Origin of the sequence: Pantoea sp. WEP (assembly GCF_041678305.1) — a bacterium.
Classification (GTDB): domain Bacteria; phylum Pseudomonadota; class Gammaproteobacteria; order Enterobacterales; family Enterobacteriaceae; genus Pantoea; species Pantoea dispersa.
This window is the reverse complement of the sequence record NZ_JBGNXB010000001.1, coordinates 2,073,840-2,096,220: the sequence shown is the minus strand read 5'-3', so window position 1 is coordinate 2,096,220 and position 22,381 is coordinate 2,073,840. Positions and strand designations below refer to the sequence as shown.

Annotated in this window: 14 protein-coding genes; 3 read left to right on the top strand and 11 right to left on the bottom strand. The window is 59.8% G+C overall.

What is annotated here, in order from left to right; all coding sequences use genetic code 11:
- Positions 1 to 93 precede the first annotated feature (93 nt).
- Positions 94 to 4,692 carry an ATP-dependent helicase gene (locus tag ABVR31_RS09605; protein ID WP_372772563.1) on the top strand — a complete coding sequence of 1,533 codons (4,599 nt, stop codon included), beginning with the start codon at positions 94 to 96 and terminating at the stop codon, positions 4,690 to 4,692.
- On the opposite strand, the gene ABVR31_RS09600 is transcribed toward ABVR31_RS09605, so the two are convergent.
- The 6 genes from ABVR31_RS09600 to ABVR31_RS09575 all read right to left on the bottom strand — a co-directional run bounded on the left by ABVR31_RS09600 (position 4,689) and on the right by ABVR31_RS09575 (position 13,741).
- Positions 4,689 to 6,785 carry an FUSC family protein gene (locus ABVR31_RS09600; protein ID WP_058774673.1) on the bottom strand — a complete coding sequence of 699 codons (2,097 nt, stop codon included), beginning with the start codon at positions 6,783 to 6,785 and terminating at the stop codon, positions 4,689 to 4,691. The two genes, ABVR31_RS09605 and ABVR31_RS09600, sit on opposite strands and share 4 nt — an antisense overlap.
- 322 nt (positions 6,786 to 7,107) lie before the next feature.
- Positions 7,108 to 8,223, bottom strand: coding sequence for a lactonase family protein (locus ABVR31_RS09595; protein ID WP_372772561.1), 1,116 nt, complete (start codon positions 8,221 to 8,223; stop codon positions 7,108 to 7,110).
- A 432-nt stretch (positions 8,224 to 8,655) separates the two neighbouring features.
- The gene (locus ABVR31_RS09590) at positions 8,656 to 9,315 is read right to left on the bottom strand and encodes a DUF2931 family protein (RefSeq protein WP_325923717.1); all 660 of its coding nucleotides are present in this window, start codon (positions 9,313 to 9,315) and stop codon (positions 8,656 to 8,658) included.
- On the bottom strand, positions 9,306 to 11,180 hold the full coding sequence (locus ABVR31_RS09585) for a phospholipase effector Tle1 domain-containing protein (protein WP_325923718.1): 1,875 nt from the start codon (positions 11,178 to 11,180) through the stop codon (positions 9,306 to 9,308). The genes ABVR31_RS09590 and ABVR31_RS09585 overlap by 10 nt, the downstream gene beginning before the upstream one ends.
- A gap of 240 nt (positions 11,181 to 11,420) precedes the next feature.
- Entirely contained in the window at positions 11,421 to 12,554 is a 1,134-nt protein-coding gene (locus ABVR31_RS09580) for an MFS transporter (RefSeq protein WP_372772559.1), read from the bottom strand.
- A 116-nt stretch (positions 12,555 to 12,670) separates the two neighbouring features.
- Entirely contained in the window at positions 12,671 to 13,741 is a 1,071-nt protein-coding gene (locus ABVR31_RS09575; RefSeq protein ID WP_372772557.1) for an amidohydrolase, read from the bottom strand.
- A gap of 305 nt (positions 13,742 to 14,046) precedes the next feature.
- On the opposite strand from ABVR31_RS09575, the gene ABVR31_RS09570 reads away from it, so the two are divergent.
- Entirely contained in the window at positions 14,047 to 15,072 is a 1,026-nt protein-coding gene (locus tag ABVR31_RS09570) for an NADP-dependent oxidoreductase (protein WP_215480321.1), read from the top strand.
- Positions 15,073 to 15,222: 150 nt separating this feature from the next.
- Positions 15,223 to 16,488 (top strand): SfnB family sulfur acquisition oxidoreductase, encoded by a 1,266-nt coding sequence (locus ABVR31_RS09565; RefSeq protein WP_325923721.1) that lies wholly within the window; start codon positions 15,223 to 15,225, stop codon positions 16,486 to 16,488.
- Here ABVR31_RS09565 and ABVR31_RS09560 read toward each other — a convergent pair.
- The 5 genes from ABVR31_RS09560 to ABVR31_RS09540 are packed head-to-tail and all read right to left on the bottom strand — an operon-like array spanning position 16,485 to position 22,338.
- Positions 16,485 to 17,849, bottom strand: a complete 1,365-nt coding sequence (locus tag ABVR31_RS09560; protein ID WP_372772554.1) for an LLM class flavin-dependent oxidoreductase — start codon at positions 17,847 to 17,849, stop codon at positions 16,485 to 16,487. The two genes, ABVR31_RS09565 and ABVR31_RS09560, sit on opposite strands and share 4 nt — an antisense overlap.
- A 12-nt stretch (positions 17,850 to 17,861) precedes the next feature.
- A complete protein-coding gene (locus ABVR31_RS09555) occupies positions 17,862 to 18,836 on the bottom strand; it encodes an ABC transporter permease (RefSeq protein ID WP_372772552.1) in 975 nt (324 codons plus the stop codon).
- A complete protein-coding gene (locus tag ABVR31_RS09550) occupies positions 18,829 to 19,842 on the bottom strand; it encodes an ABC transporter permease (protein WP_125308654.1) in 1,014 nt (337 codons plus the stop codon). The genes ABVR31_RS09555 and ABVR31_RS09550 overlap by 8 nt, the downstream gene beginning before the upstream one ends.
- A complete protein-coding gene (locus ABVR31_RS09545) occupies positions 19,839 to 21,362 on the bottom strand; it encodes a sugar ABC transporter ATP-binding protein (protein WP_088515762.1) in 1,524 nt (507 codons plus the stop codon). The genes ABVR31_RS09550 and ABVR31_RS09545 overlap by 4 nt, the downstream gene beginning before the upstream one ends.
- Positions 21,352 to 22,338, bottom strand: coding sequence for a sugar ABC transporter substrate-binding protein (locus ABVR31_RS09540; protein ID WP_058774665.1), 987 nt, complete (start codon positions 22,336 to 22,338; stop codon positions 21,352 to 21,354). The genes ABVR31_RS09545 and ABVR31_RS09540 overlap by 11 nt, the downstream gene beginning before the upstream one ends.
- Positions 22,339 to 22,381 lie beyond the last annotated feature (43 nt).

Genomic DNA, 22,381 nt, shown 5'->3' with positions numbered 1-22,381 from the left:
TGCGGCGCGTGTTTTCGCGCCGCCCGCATCGGCAATATCATGATAATGCCGTAAACGCTGCGGCACGCTACACTGCTGATCGCCCTTTCGAGAATGCAGGAGTCATGGATGCCAGCCTCAGCGCTTTCACTGTTCACCCCGGCCACGCAACAGTGGTTTCGCCGCACTTTCCCGGCGGCGACCCCCGTACAACAGGAAGCCTGGCGCGCCATCGCCAGCGGACAACATTGCCTGGTGATTGCCCCAACCGGCTCCGGCAAAACGCTGGCGGCATTTCTGCATGCGATCGACGCGCTGCTTCGCGAGCGCAGCCGTGACGAACCCGTAGCGCGCAGTCATAAGACGCGCATTCTGTATATTTCACCGGTTAAAGCGCTTGCGGCTGACGTGCAGCGTAACCTGGCGCTACCGCTGGCGGGCGTTGCCGCTCAGCGCGCGGAATTGGGTGAGGCGGAAATCACGCTGGAGGTCGGCATGCGCTCCGGCGACACGCTCAGCGCCGAACGGGCAAAGCTGCAGCGCCGGCCGCCGGACATCCTGATTACTACCCCGGAATCGCTTTTCCTGCTGCTGACGTCAAAAGCCCGCGAAACGCTGCGTGGCATCTCGACCGTGATTATTGACGAAGTACACGCGGTGGCCGGAAGTAAACGCGGCGCCCACCTGGCGCTCAGCCTGGAACGGCTCGATGTATTGCTGGCGCAGCCTGCTCAGCGCATTGGCCTGTCGGCCACTGTGCGACCGCCAGAAGCGGTGGCGGCTTTCCTCGGTGGCGCGGGCGCTACGCGCATCGTCAACCCGCCGGCGCAGCGGCCGCTGCAGCTGACAATTACTGTGCCGGTAGAGGACATGACGGACATGCAGCAGCGTCCCGATGCGCGCGCCGCGCAGGAGAGCAGCCTCGCCGCCGGTTCCATCTGGCCACATATTGAAGCCGGCATTCTGGATGAGGTATTGCGCCATCGCGCGACTTTGGTGTTTACCAATTCGCGTGGGCTGGCGGAGAAACTCACCGCACGGCTCAACGAACTGTATGCGCGACGCGCCGCGCCGGAACAGGGCGTAACAGAGCCCGCCCTCGCCTATGGCTCTTTTAGCGGCGGAACCGAAAAACGCGCCACGCCTGCTGAAGCGTATATTGCCCGTTCGCATCATGGCTCAGTCTCGAAAGAGCAGCGGCTGGAGATTGAGAACGCCCTGAAAGCCGGCGAACTGCGCTGCGTGGTGGCGACATCCAGTCTTGAACTGGGAATTGACATGGGCGATATCGATCTGGTGATTCAGGTCGGGGCACCGCCTTCGGTGGCCAGCGCGCTGCAGCGTATTGGCCGTGCCGGTCACCAGGTCGGCGGTACGCCGAAAGGCATTATCTGGCCGCGCACGCGCCGCGATCTGGTTGATGCGGCCGTGACGGTGGACGCAATGCTGGCAGGTGAACTGGATGCTATCGCTTTGCCACACAATCCGCTCGATATTCTCGCCCAGCATACGGTGGCGGCGGCGGCCATGGACACCCTGTCAGTCGAGGCGTGGTATCAACAGGTACGCCGTGCCGATCCGTTCAAAACGTTACCGCGTAACGCCTTCGATGCGGTGCTGGATATGCTGTCTGGCCGCTACCCTTCGGACGAGTTTGCTAACCTGCGCCCGCGCATTATCTGGGATCGACAACAACAAACCTTAAGCGGTCGGCCGGGCGCGCAGCATCTGGCCGTCACCAGCGGTGGCACCATTCCGGACCGCGGGATGTTCAGCGTGATGCTGCCGGAGGGCGAAGAACAGTCCGGTGCGCGCCGGGTCGGCGAACTCGATGAGGAGATGGTGTATGAGTCGCGGATTAACGACATCATCACGCTTGGCGCAACCTCGTGGCGCATCCAGCAAATTACGCACGATCAGGTGGTAGTGGTGCCGGCACCCGGTCGCTCGGCGCGCCTGCCCTTCTGGCACGGCGACAGTCTCGGGCGTTCGGCGACACTCGGCGAAGCCATTGGCCGCTATTTGCGACATGCCGCCAGCGGGGTGTTGCCCCGCAGCGACAACCTTGACGCCAATGCCCGACACAACATTCGTGCGCTCATCGACGAGCAGATTGCCGCCACAGGCCTGGTGCCAGACGATCGCAATTTGCTGATTGAGCGCTGTCGCGATGAAACCGGCGACTGGCGCGTGATTTTGCATTCTCCTTATGGTCAGCGCGTGCATGCGCCGTGGGCGCTGGCCATCGCTGAGCAGATTGGTCGCCAGATGGGCCTCGATCCGGCCGTGGTCGCCAGCGATGATGGGATTGTCGCGCGCTTCCCTGACAGCGAAGGCCGCGTGCCAGGCGCTGAACTGTTTTTGTTTGCGCCGGACGAACTCCAGCGACAGGTGACGGCTGCGGTGGGACATTCTGCGCTGTTTGCCGCCCGCTTCCGCGAATGCGCCGCGCGCGCCCTGCTGCTGCCGCGCCGCAATCCCGGCAAACGTTCTCCGCTGTGGCAGCAGCGGCTGCGTGCCGGGCAGCTGCTGGAAGTGGCGCGGCAGTTCGACGATTTCCCGATTTTGATCGAAACCGCGCGTGAATGTCTGCAGGACGTGTATGACCTGCCGGCGCTGCATCAGCTGATGGCGCGGATACAACAGGGCGAGGTTAAGCTGACTGAAGTTACCACCGATACGCCCTCGCCGTTTGCTGGGCCGCTGCTGTTTGGCTATGTCGCCGAATTCATGTATGCCAGCGATGCGCCGCAGGCGGAGCGGCGCGCCTCCATGCTGGCGCTCGACAGCGCGCTGCTGAGCGATCTGCTGGGCCAGGTTGAGATGCACGAGCTGCTGGCGCCCGAGGTGGTGGCACGCGTTGAGCAGGAGCTTCAGCGCACCGTCCCTGATTATCAGGCCAGCACTCAGGAAGCTGTGGTTGATCTGCTGCGCGAGCTGGGGCCGCTCACTGTGCCGGAAATCACGGCGCGCTACAACGGCGAGGCGGCGCTGATGCCGCTGCTAACCGCGCTGCAGCAGGCGCAACGCATCATTCAGGTTACGATTGCGGCGGAGGCGCGCTGGGCTGTCGCTGAAGATGGCGTGCGGCTGCGCGACGCGCTGGGCACGGCGCTGCCAGCTGATCTGCCCGCCGGGCTGCTCGCGCCGGTGGCCCGTCCGCTGCATGACTTACTTAATCGCTATCTGCGCACCCACGCTGTCGCCACCAGTCTGCAAATCGCCGCCCGCTTTGGTCTGGGCCGCGCCGTGGTCGACGACACGCTGGAAGAGCTGCGTCAGCAGCAACGCGTACTGAAAGGCGATTTCCTCTCGCCTGCAGTCGATGCGTCAACGCAGTGGGTAGCGGAAAGCGTATTTCGTCGTTTGCGCGTGCGATCGCTACAGGCGGCGCGTGAGGCCACCCGACCGGTCGAAGCGCCGGCGTACGTGGCTTTTCTGCTTGAGCGTCAGGGATTACTGAGCGACGTCGCAGCATCCGCGGCACAGGGCGCCTTTGCCGGTATCAACGGCGTGGTGCGGGTGATTGAACAACTGGCTGGCGTGGCGCTGCCGGTTTCGCTGTGGGAAAGCCAGATTTTGCCGGCGCGGGTGCGTGATTATCAGCCAGCGATGCTGGATGAGCTGCTCTCTTCCGGTGAAGTCATCTGGAGTGGCCAGCGGGCTCCTGGCGCGCAGGACGGACTGGTTTCACTGCACCTGAGTGAGTTTGCCAGCGAAACGTTACCGGTGCCTGATGAAGGTAATAATGTGACATTGTCACCTTTGCAGCAGGCGATTGTGGCGCAGTTACAGGACGGCGGCGGCTGGTTCGCCCGCGAGCTGCTGCCGCGCGTGATGGCGCAGCATGAACATGCTGTCGACCCCGGCGAAGTCTTTGCCGCGATGTGGGAGCTGGTATGGCGCGGCTATCTGACCATGGATACCTGGGCCGCGCTGCGCCAGCTCAGCACCACCAGCCACACGCCGCGTCCACGCCCGGCCCGTCCTGCGCGCAGTCGCCACAGTCGGGCCAGTTTCGCAGCCAGCCGCAGTGCTGCTGCGCAGCCCTCGCTCAACAGCATGGCCGGACGCTGGTCGCTGATTGTGCGGCAGCCGCTGACCGACACCGAACGCGCCCTGGCGCTGACTGAAAATATGCTCGACCGCTTTGGCGTGATCACGCGCGGTGCCGCCGTGGCAGAGCAGATTCCCGGCGGCTTTCCGGCGCTGCAGCCGCTCTTGCGCGGCATGGAGGATGCCGGACGGCTGCTGCGCGGGCGCTTTGTTGCCGGCATGGGCGGCGCGCAGTTTGCTGAAAATCCGGCCATCGACCGGCTGCGCCAGCTCGGCAGCGCGCAGGCCACGCACCCGCCGGTGGCGCTGGCGGTGCTGGATCCCGCCAATCCCTTTGGCGTGCAGCTGGCGTGGCCGCTCAGCGTCGGTGGCGTGCGGCCTACCCGCCGCAGCGGCGCACTGGTGGTGATTGGCGATGGGCGCGTTATCTTGTGGCTGCCGCCGGGTGGTAAAGAGCTGTTAACTTTTGGCGACATTAGTGAGGAGCAACGCCAGGCCGCCATCGTGGCGCTGGGCCAGGCCTTACGCCGGGAGAAAGCCCATAGCTTCATCCTCGAACGGGTGGACGATCAGCCGGCCAGTCAGTCATCGCTGCTACCGGCCCTGAAAGCCATCGGCTTTTCCCGCGTGCCGAAAGGCTACAGTTGGTATGGCTAAGCCTGCAGGCGGTAACGATGCTGCTGCAGGCGTTCGGCCTGACGCGGTGTGGCCACCGGCCAGCTAAGTTGCGGAAACAGGTATAACCGGATGCTGAACAGATGAAACAGCGGCAGCAGCAGCGCCTCGTCACGCTGCGCCAGCTGTTCCAGCTGCATCAGCAGCACATCGAGCTCCTCCTGCAAATCCTCATGCGGCGGCGTCTGCAGTGACTTCAGCCTGCGCTTGAGAAACAGTCCCAGTTCGTGAAACATCTGCCCGCTGTCCAGCTGATAACGGCTCAGCAGCGCCTGATGGCGTGCGTAGTAGTCAAAGCTATTGACCCCCAGCCACACCTCGGTCAGCAGCATTCCCGCCGGCGCCATATCGGACTGCGGATCAAGGTGCAGGCGTGGCAGCACCACGTTGACCTTATCCAGCATCAGGCCAATAAAACGCTGGCGTCCCAGCAGCGATGAGCCGTTGCGCTCAATCTCCTTAATAAAGCGCAGCAGTTCACGCAGGCCGTGACGCACGGCGCGGCGCGCAGTCCACGATGGCCGCTTATTGCGCATCAGCGCGGTCAGGATCACCGCAAACAGCACGCCGGCCATCGAAGCAATCGCGTTATTCACCAGCAGCACCAGATCGGGTTTCAGATGATGTCCGAGCCCGATAAAGCCGGGGATCTGAATCGCCACGCTCAGACCAATCATGTTGCTGGCCGGTCGCGCAATCATCAGCCCGAGCAGCAGCAAACCCGGTGCCAGGCAGAGAATCAGCGCCTCGAACGAGGTTGCCTGCGGCAGCAGCAGCGCGACATAAATCACGCTGATAAAAATCGCCACGATCACCCCACGAATAAACAGCTTCATTGAGGTCAGCGGCGTATCGAGGCTGGCGAAGAAGGAGCTGAGAATCGCGGCCATCACAGGCGCTGATGCCCCGTCGCGCCAGCCGGTCGCCATCCACAACAGACAGGAGCCAAAGGTGGCGCAAAATGCCGTCAGCGCCGACAGCCGAATCAGCCCTTTGTCGAAAAAGCGATGCGTGCGTTTGCCGCGCGCCAGCGTGGTATCGCCTGACAGATCGCTGACCAGCCCGCCCACGCTCTGGTAAGCCCCGGCGATACGCACAAAATCCACCAGCCGCTCCAGCAGGCCGGTAAATAGCAGACAGTGTTCGGTAGACAACTCGCCGTTGCGCCACGCCGCATTCAGGCGATCCTGACAAAGGCTCAGTTCCAGCTGAATGCCAATGACATCGCCCACCGCTTCGCCGTCATTCAGCCACAGCAGGAACTGCTGCAGGGTCTGCTCAACCCAGGCAGGAAAGGCAATCTGGCGCGCCGCCAGCCGCTGCAGCCGCATTTCAATCGCCGTCAGCGTGGGGATTAAGTATGAAAGATGCTGATACTGCGTGCTGACCAGGCGAATCAGACGCCGGGCCGCGTCGCCCTCGTACACGCAATGGGTAATCAGGATCTCGACCTGCTGCGGATTAGTGGCCATGCGGGTCAGGATTTCGTCGCGTTCTGGCGATCGGTCTGCGGAAATGCCAGAGAGTAAATCGCGACACAGCTTGCGCCCGTTGAGATACCACTGGCTGACGCTCTGCTCCAGCAGACTGCGCATCGAGACCGGAAACAACAACGCGTGCACCAGGCTGCTACACACAATGCCTAAAGTAATTTCCTCAATGCGCGACAGCACGGTGCTGGTGATACCGAGCGGCGTCGTCACTTCCGGGAAACCCATAATCGCGGCGCTGTAGCCCGCCAGCATAAAAACATAGCTTTTCGGTGTGCGGTCGTGCAGCGACAGATAGAGACACAGGCTCACCCACAGTGAGATACACAGGCTGAACAGCAGCGGATGCGCCACGGTGAGCGGAAAGATAAAAAAGATGAAGACGCCACCGAGCAGCGTGCCGAGCAGGCGGAACAGCGATTTGGAGATGGTGGAGGCCGAATAAAGCTGCGATGCCACAAACACCGTGGTCAGCGCCCAGGCGGGACGATCAACATTCAGTTCAAGAGCCAGATATAATGCCAGAAAGGCGGCCAGACAGGTTTTTACAGCAAAAAAAACGGCGTTTTTCGAAAACCACTGCATGTCACGGAGACCAGAAGGCGCTAAGTGCGGCGTATCCTGCCAGAATCTGGCGGGCGCTCATCCCGATAACTACGACAAATTGTTTCGTAATCGAAAACGGTGTTCATACGCGCCTGACAGCAGGCACAGAATGCTTTAAGGAAACTAATCGAACGCAGCGATCGGCGGGTCGCCGGCGGTATATCTGCGCTGTCACTGCCGCACAAAGCAGCAATCTGCCTTCAGCGGCAGAAATGTGTCGCAGATCACACTTTGCTGCCGGACGATGCTATCCATAAAATAATTTCGCGCAATAAGGCGCAGTTTCCTGCGCCCGATCATTTTAATAGCTGACGATGGTCACCCAGTTCGCGTCCCGGCCGGCTGGCGCTTCGTCGACCCGCTGCAACGCCCCGCTGCGCGCTTCAATGGCGTAGCTGCCAATAACCGCACTCTTCTCACCGCTCACCACCAGCCAGCGGCCATCGGCGCTGATCGCCATGCCGCGCGGCTGTTTCTCCACCGGCCAGCTGCCAATCAGCGTCAGTTTGCCATCCTGCTGGTTAACACGATAACCGCTCACGGTACTGCTGGTGCGCTCGCTGACATACAGAAAACGCCCGTCCGGCGTCAGCTGGATATCCGCTGACCAGATGCGCGGCGTGCTGTCGCTGTAACCCGGCGGCCGTTCACGCCCATGTTGCAGATGATACTGCGCCGCCACCGCGTTGGGCGTTTCCGCCACTTTCACCAGCTCGCCGCTGGTTTCGCGTCGGAACTGGGTAATGATGCCGCCCATTTCACCAATGTTGTACAGATAGCGATTATCCGGCGATAACACTGAGTGGCGCGGACCGTTATCGGCGGCGGTTGCTACCTCCCCCTTGCCGAGGGCGCTCAACGTGCCGTCTGCGCCCAGCCTGAGCTGCAGCACGCGATCGGTGCCAAGATTGCCCACATAAGCGTGACGACCGCTGGCATCGACAATCACCGAATGCGCCGCATGACCGGTTTTATAGCTGCCGACCGGCGGCGTAGCGATGGTGCCGCTGGCTGTCAGGCGGTAAACCTGCACCACGTCGCCGTCATATGAGGCCCCCAGCAGAAAGCGTCCCTGACGGTCAGTGCTGATGTAGGGGTAACTGGCCGCAGCCGGCACGGTGTGCCGGTTGTTCAGCTCGCCGCTCTGCGAGTCAATCTGCCAGCTCGCCAGCTGCAGTGGTTTACTGCGAATCGCCGCGTACAGCGTTTTGTGATCCGCACTGAGCGCCATCGGCATCACTTTGCCCCCGGCCTCAGTGTGGCCAAGCAGCTGCAAAGCGCCGCTGCGCGCGTCCAGCGTATAGCGCGCGATGGTGCCGTCGTCGGCGGCGGATACGTACACAAAGGTCTGCGCCAGCAGTGGCGCGCTCACCGTCATTGCCGCCAGCAGCGTAACGGTGCGCAGGCTGTTTATCATGGTGTTCTCCTTGATGAGGGGTAATCAGACCCGGTTATACGCAGTAAAGCACGCGCCTGTTATGTGAGATTGCCCGACCTCACCTGGGCACTTCTCCAGCAAGCCAGGCTAATCAGGCAATTAGCGGGCCGGCGAACCTGATGTATTGTCCGGGTTTGTGCGCGGGCTCACCTGGCGTGGCCGCGATGTGATGCAGGATTTTGCGGTGATGCCGCTGATGGCTGCACTATTTCTCCGGGCTAAGATGCATCTTTTCCTGCAGCAGTAAAGTCAGCCAGTCTGCAAACACCCGGACAGGACGGGAAAGGTGCAGCCGGTGCGGATATGAAAAGAGTCAGTTTGGTAAACGGAAAATCTTGTACGTTAAGACTAAAAATTAACCACTAAACCCCAAAGGATCTTGGGAAGATCCTTGAGGGGTAAATAGGTTTCTTACCAACTACCGTAGGGATATTTTTTCCCTTTGATAAAATCCTCGGTATCTTTTCCGTACTCATAGCCGTTAGAAAATCGCGTTATTCCTTTGCAAATATCTAATTTATCCCCTGATACGGTTTTCAGAACTGACGGGGTGAAGCGATAATTAGGCTCAGAACCACTTCCCTGTAACCAGACGGCCACTTTCCCCTCCGGAGCCAGACCAATTTGTACTCTGTCGTAATACGCAGTTCTTCCCCGATAATCCCTGTACTCACTCGGCCTGAGCATTTTCTCCAGTACAGGTTTAGGGATCGTCAGGTGAGTTTCATACACTTTTTTATCGATAATCGAGTCCCAGCAAAAAATAATATGTCTGGGAGGCCGTTTAACGTGATTCCAGTAGCCACCAGGCGCACGGTCTTTGTCGTTCCACTCGCCGATAACTTCGGGCAGGTCGGGCGTACTGTTCAGCGTGTTAAAGCGATAGTCCTTTCCATCAGAGTCAAGAATAGCGGCAAACGTCACCACTGCTGGCAACGCTTTAGGTGTGAAAAAGTTAAAAGTCCACTCTGCCGGTACATTGCTTTGCGCGGCGGTGTCGGACAAAGATTTCCCCTGACAGGCCGTTAGAATCAGCAACGGAAAAAACCAGGCTGCACGGATTATTTCCATATTTTATTCCCGTCCATATCATAAACTGTACGTTGCCAGCGCTCGTCTGGCCGGTTGGTGAACGTTACCAGCTTCGCTGGTTTGACTGCACCGCTGATACTCCCCTGGCCGTCTCTCACCACGCTATTCCAGTTGGCTGAGCAGTGAATATATTTTTCGGCCAGCATCAGAATTTCTGGCGTGGTAAAGCCGGGGGCAGGTTGCCCTCTCCTTATGGCACGGCCCATTACAATCGCTTTTTCACACAGGCTGTTCAGTTCTGGCTTGAGTGACAGGTTGTCGTCTTTAGGTAAAATAAGGGAAAATTCCACCCCTGCATCCTGCGCCGCATCGAGCATCACCCGCAATACCACCTTCGACCAGTCGTTATGCGTCGGACGGTCAATAACCAGTGCGGCACCGCTACGTTTCTGTAGCGTTCCGTAACGGTCGGCGGGCATTCTGTCGTCATACCAGGTAGCAACATTCACCTCTACCGCATTCAACAAGGGCGCTATCGCCGGATAGCCGTCGAGTGCTGTAAGCTGCGCGCAGGCCTGCCGATAAATCCGGGTTTCCGTATCAGGGGTGGAGTGAGGGACGGTTTCAAACTCTGGTCGGGTAAGAAAGTATGCTTCTTGTTCGTCGGGGTTGTAGCCACCACCAATGTCGGAGTGTGCACCGGGCAGCGCCAGCTCCGGCCACGCCGGTTTTACGCTATTCAGCGCGAAGTTAAAGCGGCATTCGTGCTGGGCGGTGATATGGAACACTTTGTCTGCCACGCCCGGACGCAGCACCAGATTGACATCCCCGGTGTCGGCGCTGTGCGGGTTGAGGCCGTTAACTGGTGTCCCGATGGCGGCTACGGTATCGAATATACCCAGAAAGCGGGTTTTTCCTCCGGGCGTCCCGGAAAACTCAATACCATTCAGACCTGCTTTAATCGCCGTGATAATGGCGTGATCCTGGCTGAACACCCGATTGGCAAAGTGGCGCGCCGCCGCTGCTCCCCGGCTGAAGCCAAAAATATCAAACTGCAGCTCTTTAATGGTGCAGGAACTGGTGTTGGCATGCTGGAGTAAATAACCCTGAATACCGGAAGCCAGTGCTGCAACTGCTTTATCGGTTTTTCTCACTACGCCAGTATCGCCCCGGCCTGTTCCCATTCCGTAAGTGCTGTCGCCAGCCCCGTCTTCCGTACCGATACCCTCGATATAAATAGCGTACTGACCGGCTCCTGTATCGGGCCTGATATCCTGTCTATACAATGTATTCAACCAGTGTACGTTGCTGTAGTAACCGATATAGCTCCCTGCAGCAGTGCCGCTGTAGCCACGTTTTAGTCTCACGCACTGGGAATACGCAGATCCAGCATCAGCATCATTCATCCCGTAATGTTCACCGGAACAGGCGGCCTGACGATCACCGCTGTTATTCGCATTGTTGCCTGTGCCATCAAAGAACACGCCGATGGTCAGCGTAATTTCCCGTTTCTTCTTCGCGGCCTGCGCACGCTGTTCAGGCTCTGACTCCTGCGCTTTTTTTCTCGCGGTCTCGGCCCGTTCGGCTACCCGTCCGGCGTTGCTGTCGCTCTCGTAGGTGTGCGTCTGGACTGATGGAATAAAACGGGCGCGGCACGGGCAGGAGCTGTAGCTGTCCAGCGAACCCGCCCACTCTTTCAGCTCTCCGCCCACCTCATAGGTGTCCCCAGTGCCGCCGCAAACGCGGAAGCGCCCCTCATGCTTCCCGCACGTCACCGGGTCGCCCTCCCTGGCCTGTTGCCGCAGAATGCCACCGATTTCGTAGGTGTCGTCAGACGCACCGGAAAGGATCCGTCCTCCGCAGGTAGTTTTGTCCAGGTGATACAGAAAAAAACCCGTTGCCATAATCCCTCATGAATAAAGTGGTTATTAAGTCAGCGCATCATACCTCAATCATGACTTAACCAAAATCTTCGGCTTCAGGTTGCCGGTAGTACGCCTGAATACTAAAAAGCACCCAACGTAAAATACTTTCCGTATCTCAATCATAACCCTAAGATGAAACCGGCTGAACACCTGACAGCGCGTCAGGTGTTCAACCGTGTCACAGGCTTTAGCGTACCGATCGCGCGACAGGCGCACAGCTTACTGCAACTTCACGCCTTTGGTTTCTGGCGCTAACCAGACCACCACCATCGCGGCAAGAAAAGCGATCACCGTGGTGGCCAGCCCGGCAGTGAATCCTCCAACGCTGGCGACAAAACCAATCAGCAGCGGCGCGATAAAGCCGCCCAGGCGCCCGCCGTTATACGCCAGCCCCATTAAAAAGCCGCGTGACTGCGTGTCGCCAATGATCTCGGCGAGGAAAGGGCCGGAGCCGGCAAAAATACCGTTTACGCCAAACCCTGCCATGAAGATGGCAACCATCAGAATCAGCGGCTGAGTGGTCGCCAGATACATGCCGACCGCCACCGCACCGATAAACAGGTAGAGCAGAAACATCGGCCTGCGCCCCCACTTATCGGCCAGCAGTGAGAACACCAGGAAGCCAGCAATGGCACCGGTTTGCAGGGCCAGCACAAATTTCAGGCTGTGAAGAAAATCGAGATGCTTAACTTCACGAAGATAGGTTGGCGTCCAGGTGAATACGCCCCAGAACAGGTACTGAATGAAAAAGATAAAGGTAAATGCCAGCAGCAATCCTTTGAGGTTGATTTTGCCGGTACCTGCTGTTTTGCTCTGGCGGTGAGCGCGTTCCTGCTGGCGCGCCAGCCAGACGGGTGATTCAGGCGTGATATAAGCAATAACCATCATGATAAACACCGGCAGTGCGCCAATCATGAAAAGGTAGCGCCAGCCGCCGTTTTCCAGCCCGCCGGTCAGGGCCGTCACCAGCGCCGTCAGGCCAATCGCCAGAATCGCTCCCACCGGTAACCCCATCTGCATCAGCGCGCCGCCGCGTGCACGACGTTCCGGACGCCATGTTTCGGCGATCAGTGCCGCTCCTGACGTCCACATGCCGCCCATACCCAGCGCACCGCAGAATCGCAGCGCAGCAAACGCCTGAGGATTGTGGGAGAGCGCCAGCAGTCCGGAGAAAAGTGAATAGATCGCGATACAGATAAAGGCCGTTCTGACGCGTCCGATCTTATCGGCAACCAGCCCAAACAGAATGCCACCAATAATCTGCCCGCCTGCCGTGGTGCTGATAAACACGCCAAGTTCCGTTTTGCTGACATCAAATACCACACCCAGTACCGGTAGTAACAGCGAGAGCAAAAACGAGTCATAGCTTTCAAACGTCCACCCTAACCCGCCCAGCGCCAGCGTCCTTTTTTTCTGCCGATGTATACGAGATCGCTGCAGCGGACTCATCCTGCGCCAGGGGAGGCGCTTCATGCAGTCTTGATTTGATATTCATCCATATTCTCCAGGGAGGATAAGCGATAGCGTGCAGCCGCGGTGCGCCAGAACAGCTGTTCTCTTTCGGTCGGCGAAGCGTGCTCAGCCAGCCTTTTACAGGCATTCCAGAATACGCCGTAGCTGAACATCCCTTTGTCGACAGGGAAGTTGCTGGCGAACATACAGCGCCCGACGCCAAACGCGTCAACCAGGGTTTCAAACTGCGGCCGCCAGGCCTGCGAGAGCGTCAGGGAGTCCGGTGGCGTGGCGTGCTGGGCGAAGGAGTAGCCCATGACGGTCATGCCGAAACCGCTGATTTTGATGCTCACGTTTGGCAACGCCGCCAGCGCAATGATGGCCTTTTTCCATTCCTGGAAGGTGGCATCCCGTTTGTCGGCATACGGCCCGCTACCGATCGGCCCGCCGCAATGGTCCACAATAATGTGCAGATCGGGTAGCGCCCGTGCCAGCTCAGCGATTTCATCGAGTTGGGTGTGATAAACCCAGACATCCAGCGACAGTCCTTTGCGGGCCAGGCATGCGGCACCGCGCCGGAATGCGGCACTGGCCGCCAGACCGGCGGGCGGCGTCACGGGACTGGATACCACGCGCGGGTCATCGTGCCAGGCCAGCGGATTACGCATCCCGCGTAACCGTCCCCCTGAACGTTCCGTCATGCTTTCAATCACCGGCAGCAGGTCATCGCCAGCCAACAGGCTGGCACCGCCGACAATCGCTTCACAGCCTGCCGCCGCGCCGTAATGGCCGCTGTTAAACATTGCCGCGACGCCGCTGGCAAACTCCACCTCACCGACGGGTTTGAAGGCCTCCGGTCCGTTGCGGCGCAGCATTGAACGGCACTGAATGTAGACGGTGGAGAGTATCCGGTGGCCGGACGTTTCGATATCGTGGCTGAATTCAGGCGCCAGATAACGCCCTGACTGGCGGTCCCATAAGTGATGATGCGCATCGACCATCGGCAGGTCGGGCATCAAAGCGGGTTCATGATGCAGTGCCAGCCAGTGCTCTCTGACTGGCAGATGCGGTGCGTTAACGATCTCCATAGTATCCCCTCTTAACTGCCTGATTTAAATCAGGTCTGAAACGCTGCTGGCATCCCTCATCGCCAAAGCTATGAGTTGCATCAGATAAAACACAGTTTTACATAGTAAATTGACTATAGAATCACCGCATAACCGATAGCCAGCAAAAAGGGGATGTTAATGATGTAAATAAGATGTTAATCACAAATGTCCTGCTACACCTTCTTATGGCGCGATAGCACATCCGGCCCCGCATCAATCATCCATTCCCTGCCCGGTCATTGGCTACACTTGCTGTTTTACCCGCGCAGAAACAAGGAAATGCTATGACTCAACACGCTTCAATCAATCACGCCTGGCTGCTGGCGTCACGCCCGGACGGCGAGCCGGTGAAAGAGAACTTCCGCTTTGTCGAACAACCGCTGCCGCAGGTGCAGGCGGGACAGATGCTGCTGCGCACCCACTATCTGTCGCTCGACCCGTATATGCGTGGCCGCATGGATGACAGCAAATCCTACGCGCCGCCGGCGCAACTCGACCAGCCGATGGTCGGCGGCACCGTATGCCAGGTGGCGGAATCGCAGCATCCGGATTTCAGCGCCGGCGACTGGGTACTGGCGGCCAGCGGCTGGCAGAGCTATGCCCTGTCCGATGGCACTGGCGTGACTAAAATCGGTCATCTGCCCCATCCATCCTGGGCGCTGGGTATTCTGGGTATGCCGGGCTTTACCGCCTACATGGGCCTAATGGATATCGGTCAGCCCAAAGCCGGTGAAACGCTGGTTGTCGCCGCAGCCACCGGACCGGTGGGCGCCACGGTCGGTCAGCTCGGTAAGCTGAATGGCTGCCGCGTCGTCGGCGTGGCCGGCGGCGAGGAGAAGTGCCGCTACGCGATTGATACCCTTGGTTTTTCCGCCTGTATCGATCATCATCGTGACGATTTCGCAGAACAGCTGGCGGCCGCCTGCCCGGACGGTATCGACATCTATTTTGAAAACGTCGGCGGCAAAGTATTCGATGCCGTCTTCCCGCTGCTCAACACCGCCGCGCGCGTGCCGGTGTGTGGCCTGGTGTCGGGCTACAGCAGTCGCGAACTGCCACCCGGCCCCGATCGCACGCCGCTGATCATGGGCGGGATTCTGAAACGCCGCATCCGTATGCAGGGCTTCATCATCTTCCAGGATTATGGCGATCGCTATCCGGAATTCCTGCAGGCGATGACGCCGCTGGTCGAGCAACAAAAAGTGTTGTACCGCGAACACATGGTAGAAGGGCTGGAGCATGCGCCGCAGGCGTTTATTGACATGCTGAAAGGCAAAAACTTCGGCAAAACCGTGGTGAAAGTGGCGTAGCCGGCGGTTCTCTCCCCGACTGTAAATCCGGCCTTAGTGTGTGAGCACTAAGGCTTTTTTGCGCTTTGCTTAACCGCTATTGAGATATAAGCCCTCCGCGTGCGCATGCGATGATGCCCTCCTCTATCCTCTTCTACCGGAGAAGTCATCATGTCGCTGACCTTAGCCGACTCCGCGGCGCTGCCGCGTAAAGTCAATACGCAACAGGCGGAAGCACCGGTGCCATTACCGGCTGGCGCCGCGCATATCATTCGCGACGATGCGGAAGCTATCGCCGTAGCCCATCAGTTGGCGGCCAGCTTCGCGCGCGAGGCGGCACTGCGCGATCGTGAGGGCATTCTGCCCCTCAAAGAGCTGGATGCGTTCTCGCAAAGCGGCCTGTGGGCAATGGCCATCCCCAAAGCCTGGGGCGGAGCGGGCGTGTCGTGGACCACCGTGGCCAGGGTGATCGCCATCATTTCAGCTGCCGATCCGGCGCTCGGTCAGCTGCCGCAAAACCATCTGGCCGGTGTGGCCCATCTGCTGGAAGACGGTAGCGAAGCACAAAAACAGGTACTGCTGAGCGAGGTACTGGCCGGGCTGCGCTGGGGTAACGCCTTCTCGGAGAAGCATGGCCGCACGGTCGCCGATTTTCAGACGCGCTTTCGGCGTGACGGTGATGAGGTGGTGATTAACGGGGAAAAATTTTATGCCACTGGCGCGCTGCTGGCGCATCGAATCCATGCCGTGGCGCTGGACGAGCATGACCGGGCGCATCTGATTGTGCTCGATCGCGACACGCCAGGCATCAGCGTCATTAATAACTGGTCGGCCTTTGGTCAGCGCACGACGGCCTCCGGTACCGTACTGCTGGAGAATGTCCGCGCCCCGCTGTCGCGCGTTATTCCAACCTGGCAGGCGTTTGAGCGGCCAACCGCTGCCGGGCCGATTTCACAGATCATTCAGGCGGCGGTGGATGTCGGTATTGCGCGCGGCACCATTGAAGACACCCTGCAATTTGTTCGCGAACGCTCGCGGCCGTGGATTGACAGTGGCCAGGCGCGCGCTGCCGATGACCACTTCACGCTGGCGGCAGTCGGTGATTTGAAAATCCGCCTGCACGCTGCCGAAGCGCTGCTGTGGCAGGCCGGTGCAGCGATTGACGCCGCGCTGACGCAGCCCGATGAGACCAGCGTGGCACGCGCGACCGTGGCCACCGCCGAGGCCAAAGTGCTGACGACGGAGATCGCTCTGCTTGCCGGTAACAAACTGTTTGAGCTGGCTGGCACCCGCGCCACGCTGCAGGAGTTTAATCTGGACCGCCACTGGCGCAACGCGCGCACCCATACGCTGCACGATCCGGTGCGCTGGAAGTATTACCACGTGGGTAATTATTATCTCAACGGCACGCCGCCGCCGCGCCATGCGTGGAGCTAAGGGCGGCGGAAGCGCGTTGCCGGATGGTCAGCTGCCAGGCGCGGCTGACCCGTCAGACGTTCACGCAAGGTTAACGGCTGTGCTGGCTGAGGACGCACCCGCCCGCGCTGGCGCAGTACCGGCATGACCCAGGCAATGAAATCGTTGAAGCTGCCCGGGCTGATAGCCCAGCCCAGATTAAAGCCGTCCACGCCCGATTCTGCCGCAAACTGATCCAGCCGATCGGCAATGGTTTCGCCGCCGCCCACCAGCAACGGATGCAGACCACCGATACCGATGTAGCGTGCTGCCTCACGCAGCGTCCAGCGTTTTTGATCGTCAATTCGCGTCAGGCTGGCCAGCGCCGAACGGCAGGCGTCGGTTTCGCGAAAGGCCAGCGGCATGTCCGGATCCTCCTGCGACCAGTCGATACCGGTCCACGCCGAGAAGAGCGCCAGCGCAGCCTCTTCACTGATGTATTGCTGATAATCCTCAAGTTTGGCCCGGGCGGCGGCATCATCTTCGGCCGTGATCACCGTGATGGCTGTGACAAAACGCAGCGACGCCGGATCGCGCCCTTCTGCCACGGCCAGCTGACGAATGCGCTGAATATCGCTGGCAATCGCCTGCGCGGTGACGCCACCGAGGAAAATGACTTCTGCGTTACGGGCAGCAAACTGCGCACCGCGTGCCGAAGTGCCAGCCTGAAACAGCACCGGGGTGCGCTGTGGGCTGGGCTCACTGAGATGTGCATCCGGCACCTGATACCAGCGACCATAATGCTGAATAGCGTGCACTTTTTGCGGATCGCTATACAGGCTGTTGGCTTTATCGCGGCTAACCGCATCTTCCTCCCATGAGCCTTCCCACAGCTTCGCGGCCACATCCAGAAACTCCTGTGCGCGATCGTAACGCTCATCATGCGGCAGCTGCCGGGTCAAACCCAGATTGCGCGCCGCGGAATCAAGCATGGAAGTCACCACGTTCCAGGCGATACGCCCGCGGGTGAGATGATCAAGCGTAGTGAACTTGCGCGCCAGCAAATAAGGATGTTCGTAGGTGGCAGAGACCGTAATACCGAAACCGAGGTGCTGCGTGACGGCTGCCATGGCTGAGACCAGCAGCAGCGGATCGTTCACTGGCATCTGAGCGGCCAGGCGCAACGCCGCGTCCGGCTTGCCCTGCCATACATCCAGTTGTCCCAGCGCATCAGCAATAAACAGCGCATCAAAACCTGCGGTATCAAGCTGCCGCGCGAGGGTCGTCCAGTAATCCAGCTCGGTATAGCGATGCGCCTGATCCTGGGGATGTCGCCACAATCCGGCAGAGAGATGACCAGGGACATTCATCATGAACGCAAACAGCAAAAACGGTGAAGGCATCCGTTACCCTCCTCAGACAGGGCGACGCGCACGCAGCGCACCCACGGCCAGTACCACAAAGATCAGTGCGCCGGTTGCCACCTGCTGCCAGTAAAAGTTCCAGCCGACCAGCAACAGTCCGTTGGCGATGAAACTCAGCAGCACGACCCCCAGCAGCGTACCCGGCACATTCGGGCGGCGCGAATGTGCGAAGGTCGCGCCAATAAAGCTGGCACCGATGGCATTCAGCAGATAGGCATTGCCCGATAACGGTACCCAGGCTTTGACATTGGCGGCGAGAATTAACCCGACGATACCGGCGACCAGTGCACTGAATATGAATGCCAGCGCGGTGAGACGTTTGACCGCCACGCCAGAATGATGCGCTACGCTGAGCTGTTCACCCATCATGCGCAGTGCGCGACCGCTGGCGCTGCGGTGCAACAGTTGATACAGCACCAGCACCGCGCCCAGCAACAGCCAGAGCGGCAGTGGAACGCCAAGTAGCGTGCCGTGACCAATAGCGGTAAAACCCGCCGGCAGCGTCTGGCTTAGCAGATAGACCGGCTGCCCACCGTTGGACGACAGTTGCTGTACGCTCTGACCAATAAACAGCGTGCCAAGCGTGGCGAGAAACGGCTCAACGCCGAGTTGTGTCACCAGAAAAGCGTTGAACACGCCTACCAGCAGTGCCGCCGTCAGCGCACCCAACAGCGCCAGCGGCAGCGCGACCTGATGCAGTACCAGCGTCACCAGCACCAGGCAGGCGACATCAATCACCGTACCGACGGACAGATCGATCGCGCCGATACGCGTGACCAGCGTCATGGCCAGCGCCACAATCGCCAGCGGTGCGACATTATTCAGCAGCACGCTACGAATGTTGGCGACGGTGGCAAACGCGGGCGCGGCGATGATGAAAAACAGCAGCAGCGCAACAAAGGTCAGCACCATCAGGCTGCGCAACAGCCCCGGCACTTTTTTACCGCTCAGGCTCAGTTCAGACATGAGATGCCCTCCCCGCCTGACGGCGCCGCAGTAGCGCGGTCAGCGCCACAACCAGCAGGATGAGCACACCCTCGACGCCGTTAATCCAGTAACTTGAGACGTTAACCAACTGAAAGCCGTTGGCTATCAGACTCAGAAACAGCGCGCTGATCAGTGCACCGCCCAGGGTCGGCACCAGGCGACGCGAAAACACCACGCCGAGCAGCGCGGCGGCAATCACCATCAGCAGATTGTCGTTAGCGCCCGGCGAACTGCCGCTGAGCAGCGCCACCGAGGCAATGGCTGCCAGTGCAGCGCTGAAGCCGCACAGCACATAACTCAGACTTTGATAGCGCGCCACGCTAATGCCCGCCGCGTTGGCGGCCTGCGGATGGCTACCCACCGCCTGCAGGCGCAGGCCAAACGCGGTGAAACGACTGAGCCCGAGTGCACTCAACGCCAGCAGCAGAAATCCCCAGCCGAGCCAGGAAACGCCCAGCGGTCCGCTGGCTATCAGCAGGTTTTGCAGCGCGCTGCTGGCGGAAATCGACGCGTTTCCGCTCAGCACCATCTCCAGTCCCATGGCGATGTTCATGCTGGTCAGCGTCGCCAGCAGGGGCAAAATACCAAGCCAGACAATCGCCAGGGCATTGAATATCCCCACGGCGATGCCGGTGAGCAGCGTGAGCAGCAGCGCATAAGTGACAGAGTGTTGCTCAGCGATCTGCGACGCGAATACCGCGGCACACAACCCCATATTAGCGGCAATGGATAAATCAATGCCGCCGCTAATCCCCTGAACACCGCCACCGCTTAGCACAAGCGTCAGACCCAGCGCCAGCGTTCCCACCACCGCCGTTTGCTGCAATACGTTACCGAGGTTGATCACGCTGAGGAAAATAGGCGACAGCCAGGCAAATACCGCCAGCACCAGTACAATAATCAGCAGCGCGACGTGCTGCAGCCACGGCTGCCCCTGCGGTTTGCCTGCCGCCGTCACCACCGCCGGTTGGCTCAGTTCACTCATAGGATTTGCTCCGTCAATGCGCCCGTGCCGGAAGCCAGGGACAGAATCTCCTGGTGACTGGTGTGCCGGGCGGACAGCGTGGCGACCTGCTCGCCGCGCGCCAGCACAATAATGCGGTCGGCGAGCGTTTGCAGTTCCAGCAGATCGGTGGAAAACAGGATAATCACCGCCCCGGCGGCCGCCAGCTGCTGCAGGGTTTGATAAATGGCGGCCTTGGCGGCAATGTCGACGCCAACCGTGGGCTCATCCAGCAGATAGAGCGTGGCGTGGGTGTTGAGCCATTTCGCCAGCACCGCTTTTTGCTGATTTCCGCCGGACAGCTGACGCAGCGGTGCCAACTGGCCCGGTGTGCGGATCGCCAGCTGGCGGATGTTGTCCGCCACTAGCGCGGTCTCGGCGGTTGCGGAGACGCCGCCCCAGCGCAGCAGGCGCTGCACGGTCGTCAGGGTGATGTTGTCGCGCAGGCTCACATCGAGCGCGATGCCGTTGGCGCGGCGATCTTCCGGCACCAGCGCGATGCCACGTTTCACCGCGGCATGTGGCGAAGCCGGTACGCCGTGCGTCTCACCTACGCGCAGCGTCCCGCTCACGCCACGTTCCAGACCAAACAGTGCGCTGATTAACGCCTTCCCTCCGGAGCCCAGCAGGCCGGTAATGCCAACGATCTCGCCACGTCGTGCGCTGAAACAAACATTGTGAAAGCGACCCGGCGCGCTCAGGGCGTCTACGGTCAGCACCGGCTCGCCGTCAGGTGGCAGACCGCGCGGTGCAATCGCCTGCTGCGTCTCACCGATCATGGCATTAATCAGCGCCTGCGGAGAAAGGGCGTCGCCGGTAAAATGCGCGACGTCTTTACCATCGCGCAGCACCGTAACCCGCTGGCACAGCGCCTGGATTTCATCGAGATAGTGAGAAACGTAGATCAGTGCGATCCCCTGCTGACGCATACGTTCAATAACGCGAAACAGCGCCTGCACCTCGTGGCGCGCCAGCGCGGCGGTCGGTTCATCCAGTACCACCACGCGCGGCGCGCGCTGTAATACGCGACAGATCTGCACCAGTTGCTGTTCCGCCACACTTAACCCGGCGATCAGCGCATCGGGATCGATCTGCAGATCGAAGTGCTGTTGCAGTAGCTGCCGCGCCTGCTGACGCATACGCCGGCGATCGATAAACGGTGTGCTGCCAATCCGTGGCTCATTACCGAGCAGCAGCGCTTCCGCCACCGTCAGCGTGCCTGGCAATAGCCGCTCCTGATGAACAATGGCGATGCCCTGCTGTTGTGCCTGAGCCGGACTGGTCAACACCAGTGGCCGGCCTTCCAGCGTCACGCTGCCCTCATCGGCAGCGTGGATGCCGCCCAGCACTTTGATCAGCGTCGATTTTCCGGCTCCGTTATGCCCAATCAGCCCATGCACTTCGCCGGCGTGGACATCAAGCGATACCGCCTGCAGCGCGGGAATGCCGTCAAAGGCTTTACTGATCTGGCGCAGTTGCAGTCGCACTGTCTTATTTATCATCGCTCTGGCCCAGCGTTTGCTGCGCCTGCGCCGCATTCTCTTTGGTGACCAGAATGGCCGGAACATAGGTGGCAGGCGGAAGTGAACGATCGCCGGCAAGGTATTTCGCCACATTTTGTACCGCAGTCTGTCCGATCAGATAGGGTTGCTGCGCCACCACCGCCGCCGCGCTGGATTTCGGATCTTTCACCAGCGAGACCACGTCCGGGCTGCCGTCCACGGCGTAAGTTTTGATTTCACTGCGACCGGCAGCATCAACCGCCTGAGTGGCACCAATCTGCGGTACGTCCCATGCCGCCCAGATAGCCTGTACTGACCCTTGCGGATACTTGTTAAGCAGCTGACTAATCTGCGCATAGGCATCCTGCACGGTATTGGGAATTACGTCGCGCAGTTCGGGCTGAATGATTTTAATTTTCGGATACCATTTCAGCACGGCTTTTAACTGGTCATAGCGCATCGCCACCACCGGCACGCCATAAAAACCATTAAACACCAGAATATTGCCTTCGCCGCGCAGATCATTGACCAGTTTTAATGCCAGCTGCTCGCCAATATAAAAGTTATCGGAGGTTGTGACGTTAATACTGGATGGGCTGGCGGTATCCACGGTAAATAAGGGAATGCCGGCGTCGCGAATTTTTTTCAGCCAGGGTTCCAGCACTGAGGCGGTGCCCAGCGTTTCAATAATGGCATCCGGTTTTTGTGCAATCAGCGTTTGAATTTGCGCGATCTGCTGTGACTCTTTGCGTCCGCCATCCAGCGCGATAGGCGTGCCACCCAGCCGCTTTACTTCATCAATTTGTCCCTGATAGGCTTTCAGATCCCAGTAGTGATCGGTACCGGCCACGGTAATACCGATACGTTTACCGGCCAGTGAGGGAATGGATGCATCAGCGGCGCGAGCGTGCAGCGACAAGCCGGCGAGCAGCGATGCAGAGGCCAGTAATAGTCCGGCCAGGCGGTGTTTATGCATTGTTTATATCCCTGGAAAAGGTTCAGCTAAATAAGGTGAGTGA

Bases quoted from the DNA above. Each gene is read 5' to 3' on its own strand.
- ABVR31_RS09585 (WP_325923718.1), bottom strand. From the start codon at position 11,180: ATGGCAACGGGTTTTTTTCTGTATCACCTGGACAAAACTACCTGCGGA.
- ABVR31_RS09545 (WP_088515762.1), bottom strand. From the start codon at position 21,362: ATGATAAATAAGACAGTGCGACTGCAACTGCGCCAGATCAGTAAAGCC.
- ABVR31_RS09605 (WP_372772563.1), top strand. From the start codon at position 94: ATGCAGGAGTCATGGATGCCAGCCTCAGCGCTTTCACTGTTCACCCCG.
- ABVR31_RS09550 (WP_125308654.1), bottom strand. From the start codon at position 19,842: ATGAGTGAACTGAGCCAACCGGCGGTGGTGACGGCGGCAGGCAAACCG.
- ABVR31_RS09595 (WP_372772561.1), bottom strand. From the start codon at position 8,223: ATGATAAACAGCCTGCGCACCGTTACGCTGCTGGCGGCAATGACGGTG.
- ABVR31_RS09560 (WP_372772554.1), bottom strand. From the start codon at position 17,849: ATGCCTTCACCGTTTTTGCTGTTTGCGTTCATGATGAATGTCCCTGGT.
- ABVR31_RS09565 (WP_325923721.1), top strand. From the start codon at position 15,223: ATGTCGCTGACCTTAGCCGACTCCGCGGCGCTGCCGCGTAAAGTCAAT.
- ABVR31_RS09540 (WP_058774665.1), bottom strand. From the start codon at position 22,338: ATGCATAAACACCGCCTGGCCGGACTATTACTGGCCTCTGCATCGCTG.
- ABVR31_RS09575 (WP_372772557.1), bottom strand. From the start codon at position 13,741: ATGGAGATCGTTAACGCACCGCATCTGCCAGTCAGAGAGCACTGGCTG.
- ABVR31_RS09600 (WP_058774673.1), bottom strand. From the start codon at position 6,785: ATGCAGTGGTTTTCGAAAAACGCCGTTTTTTTTGCTGTAAAAACCTGT.
- ABVR31_RS09555 (WP_372772552.1), bottom strand. From the start codon at position 18,836: ATGTCTGAACTGAGCCTGAGCGGTAAAAAAGTGCCGGGGCTGTTGCGC.
- ABVR31_RS09570 (WP_215480321.1), top strand. From the start codon at position 14,047: ATGACTCAACACGCTTCAATCAATCACGCCTGGCTGCTGGCGTCACGC.
- ABVR31_RS09590 (WP_325923717.1), bottom strand. From the start codon at position 9,315: ATGGAAATAATCCGTGCAGCCTGGTTTTTTCCGTTGCTGATTCTAACG.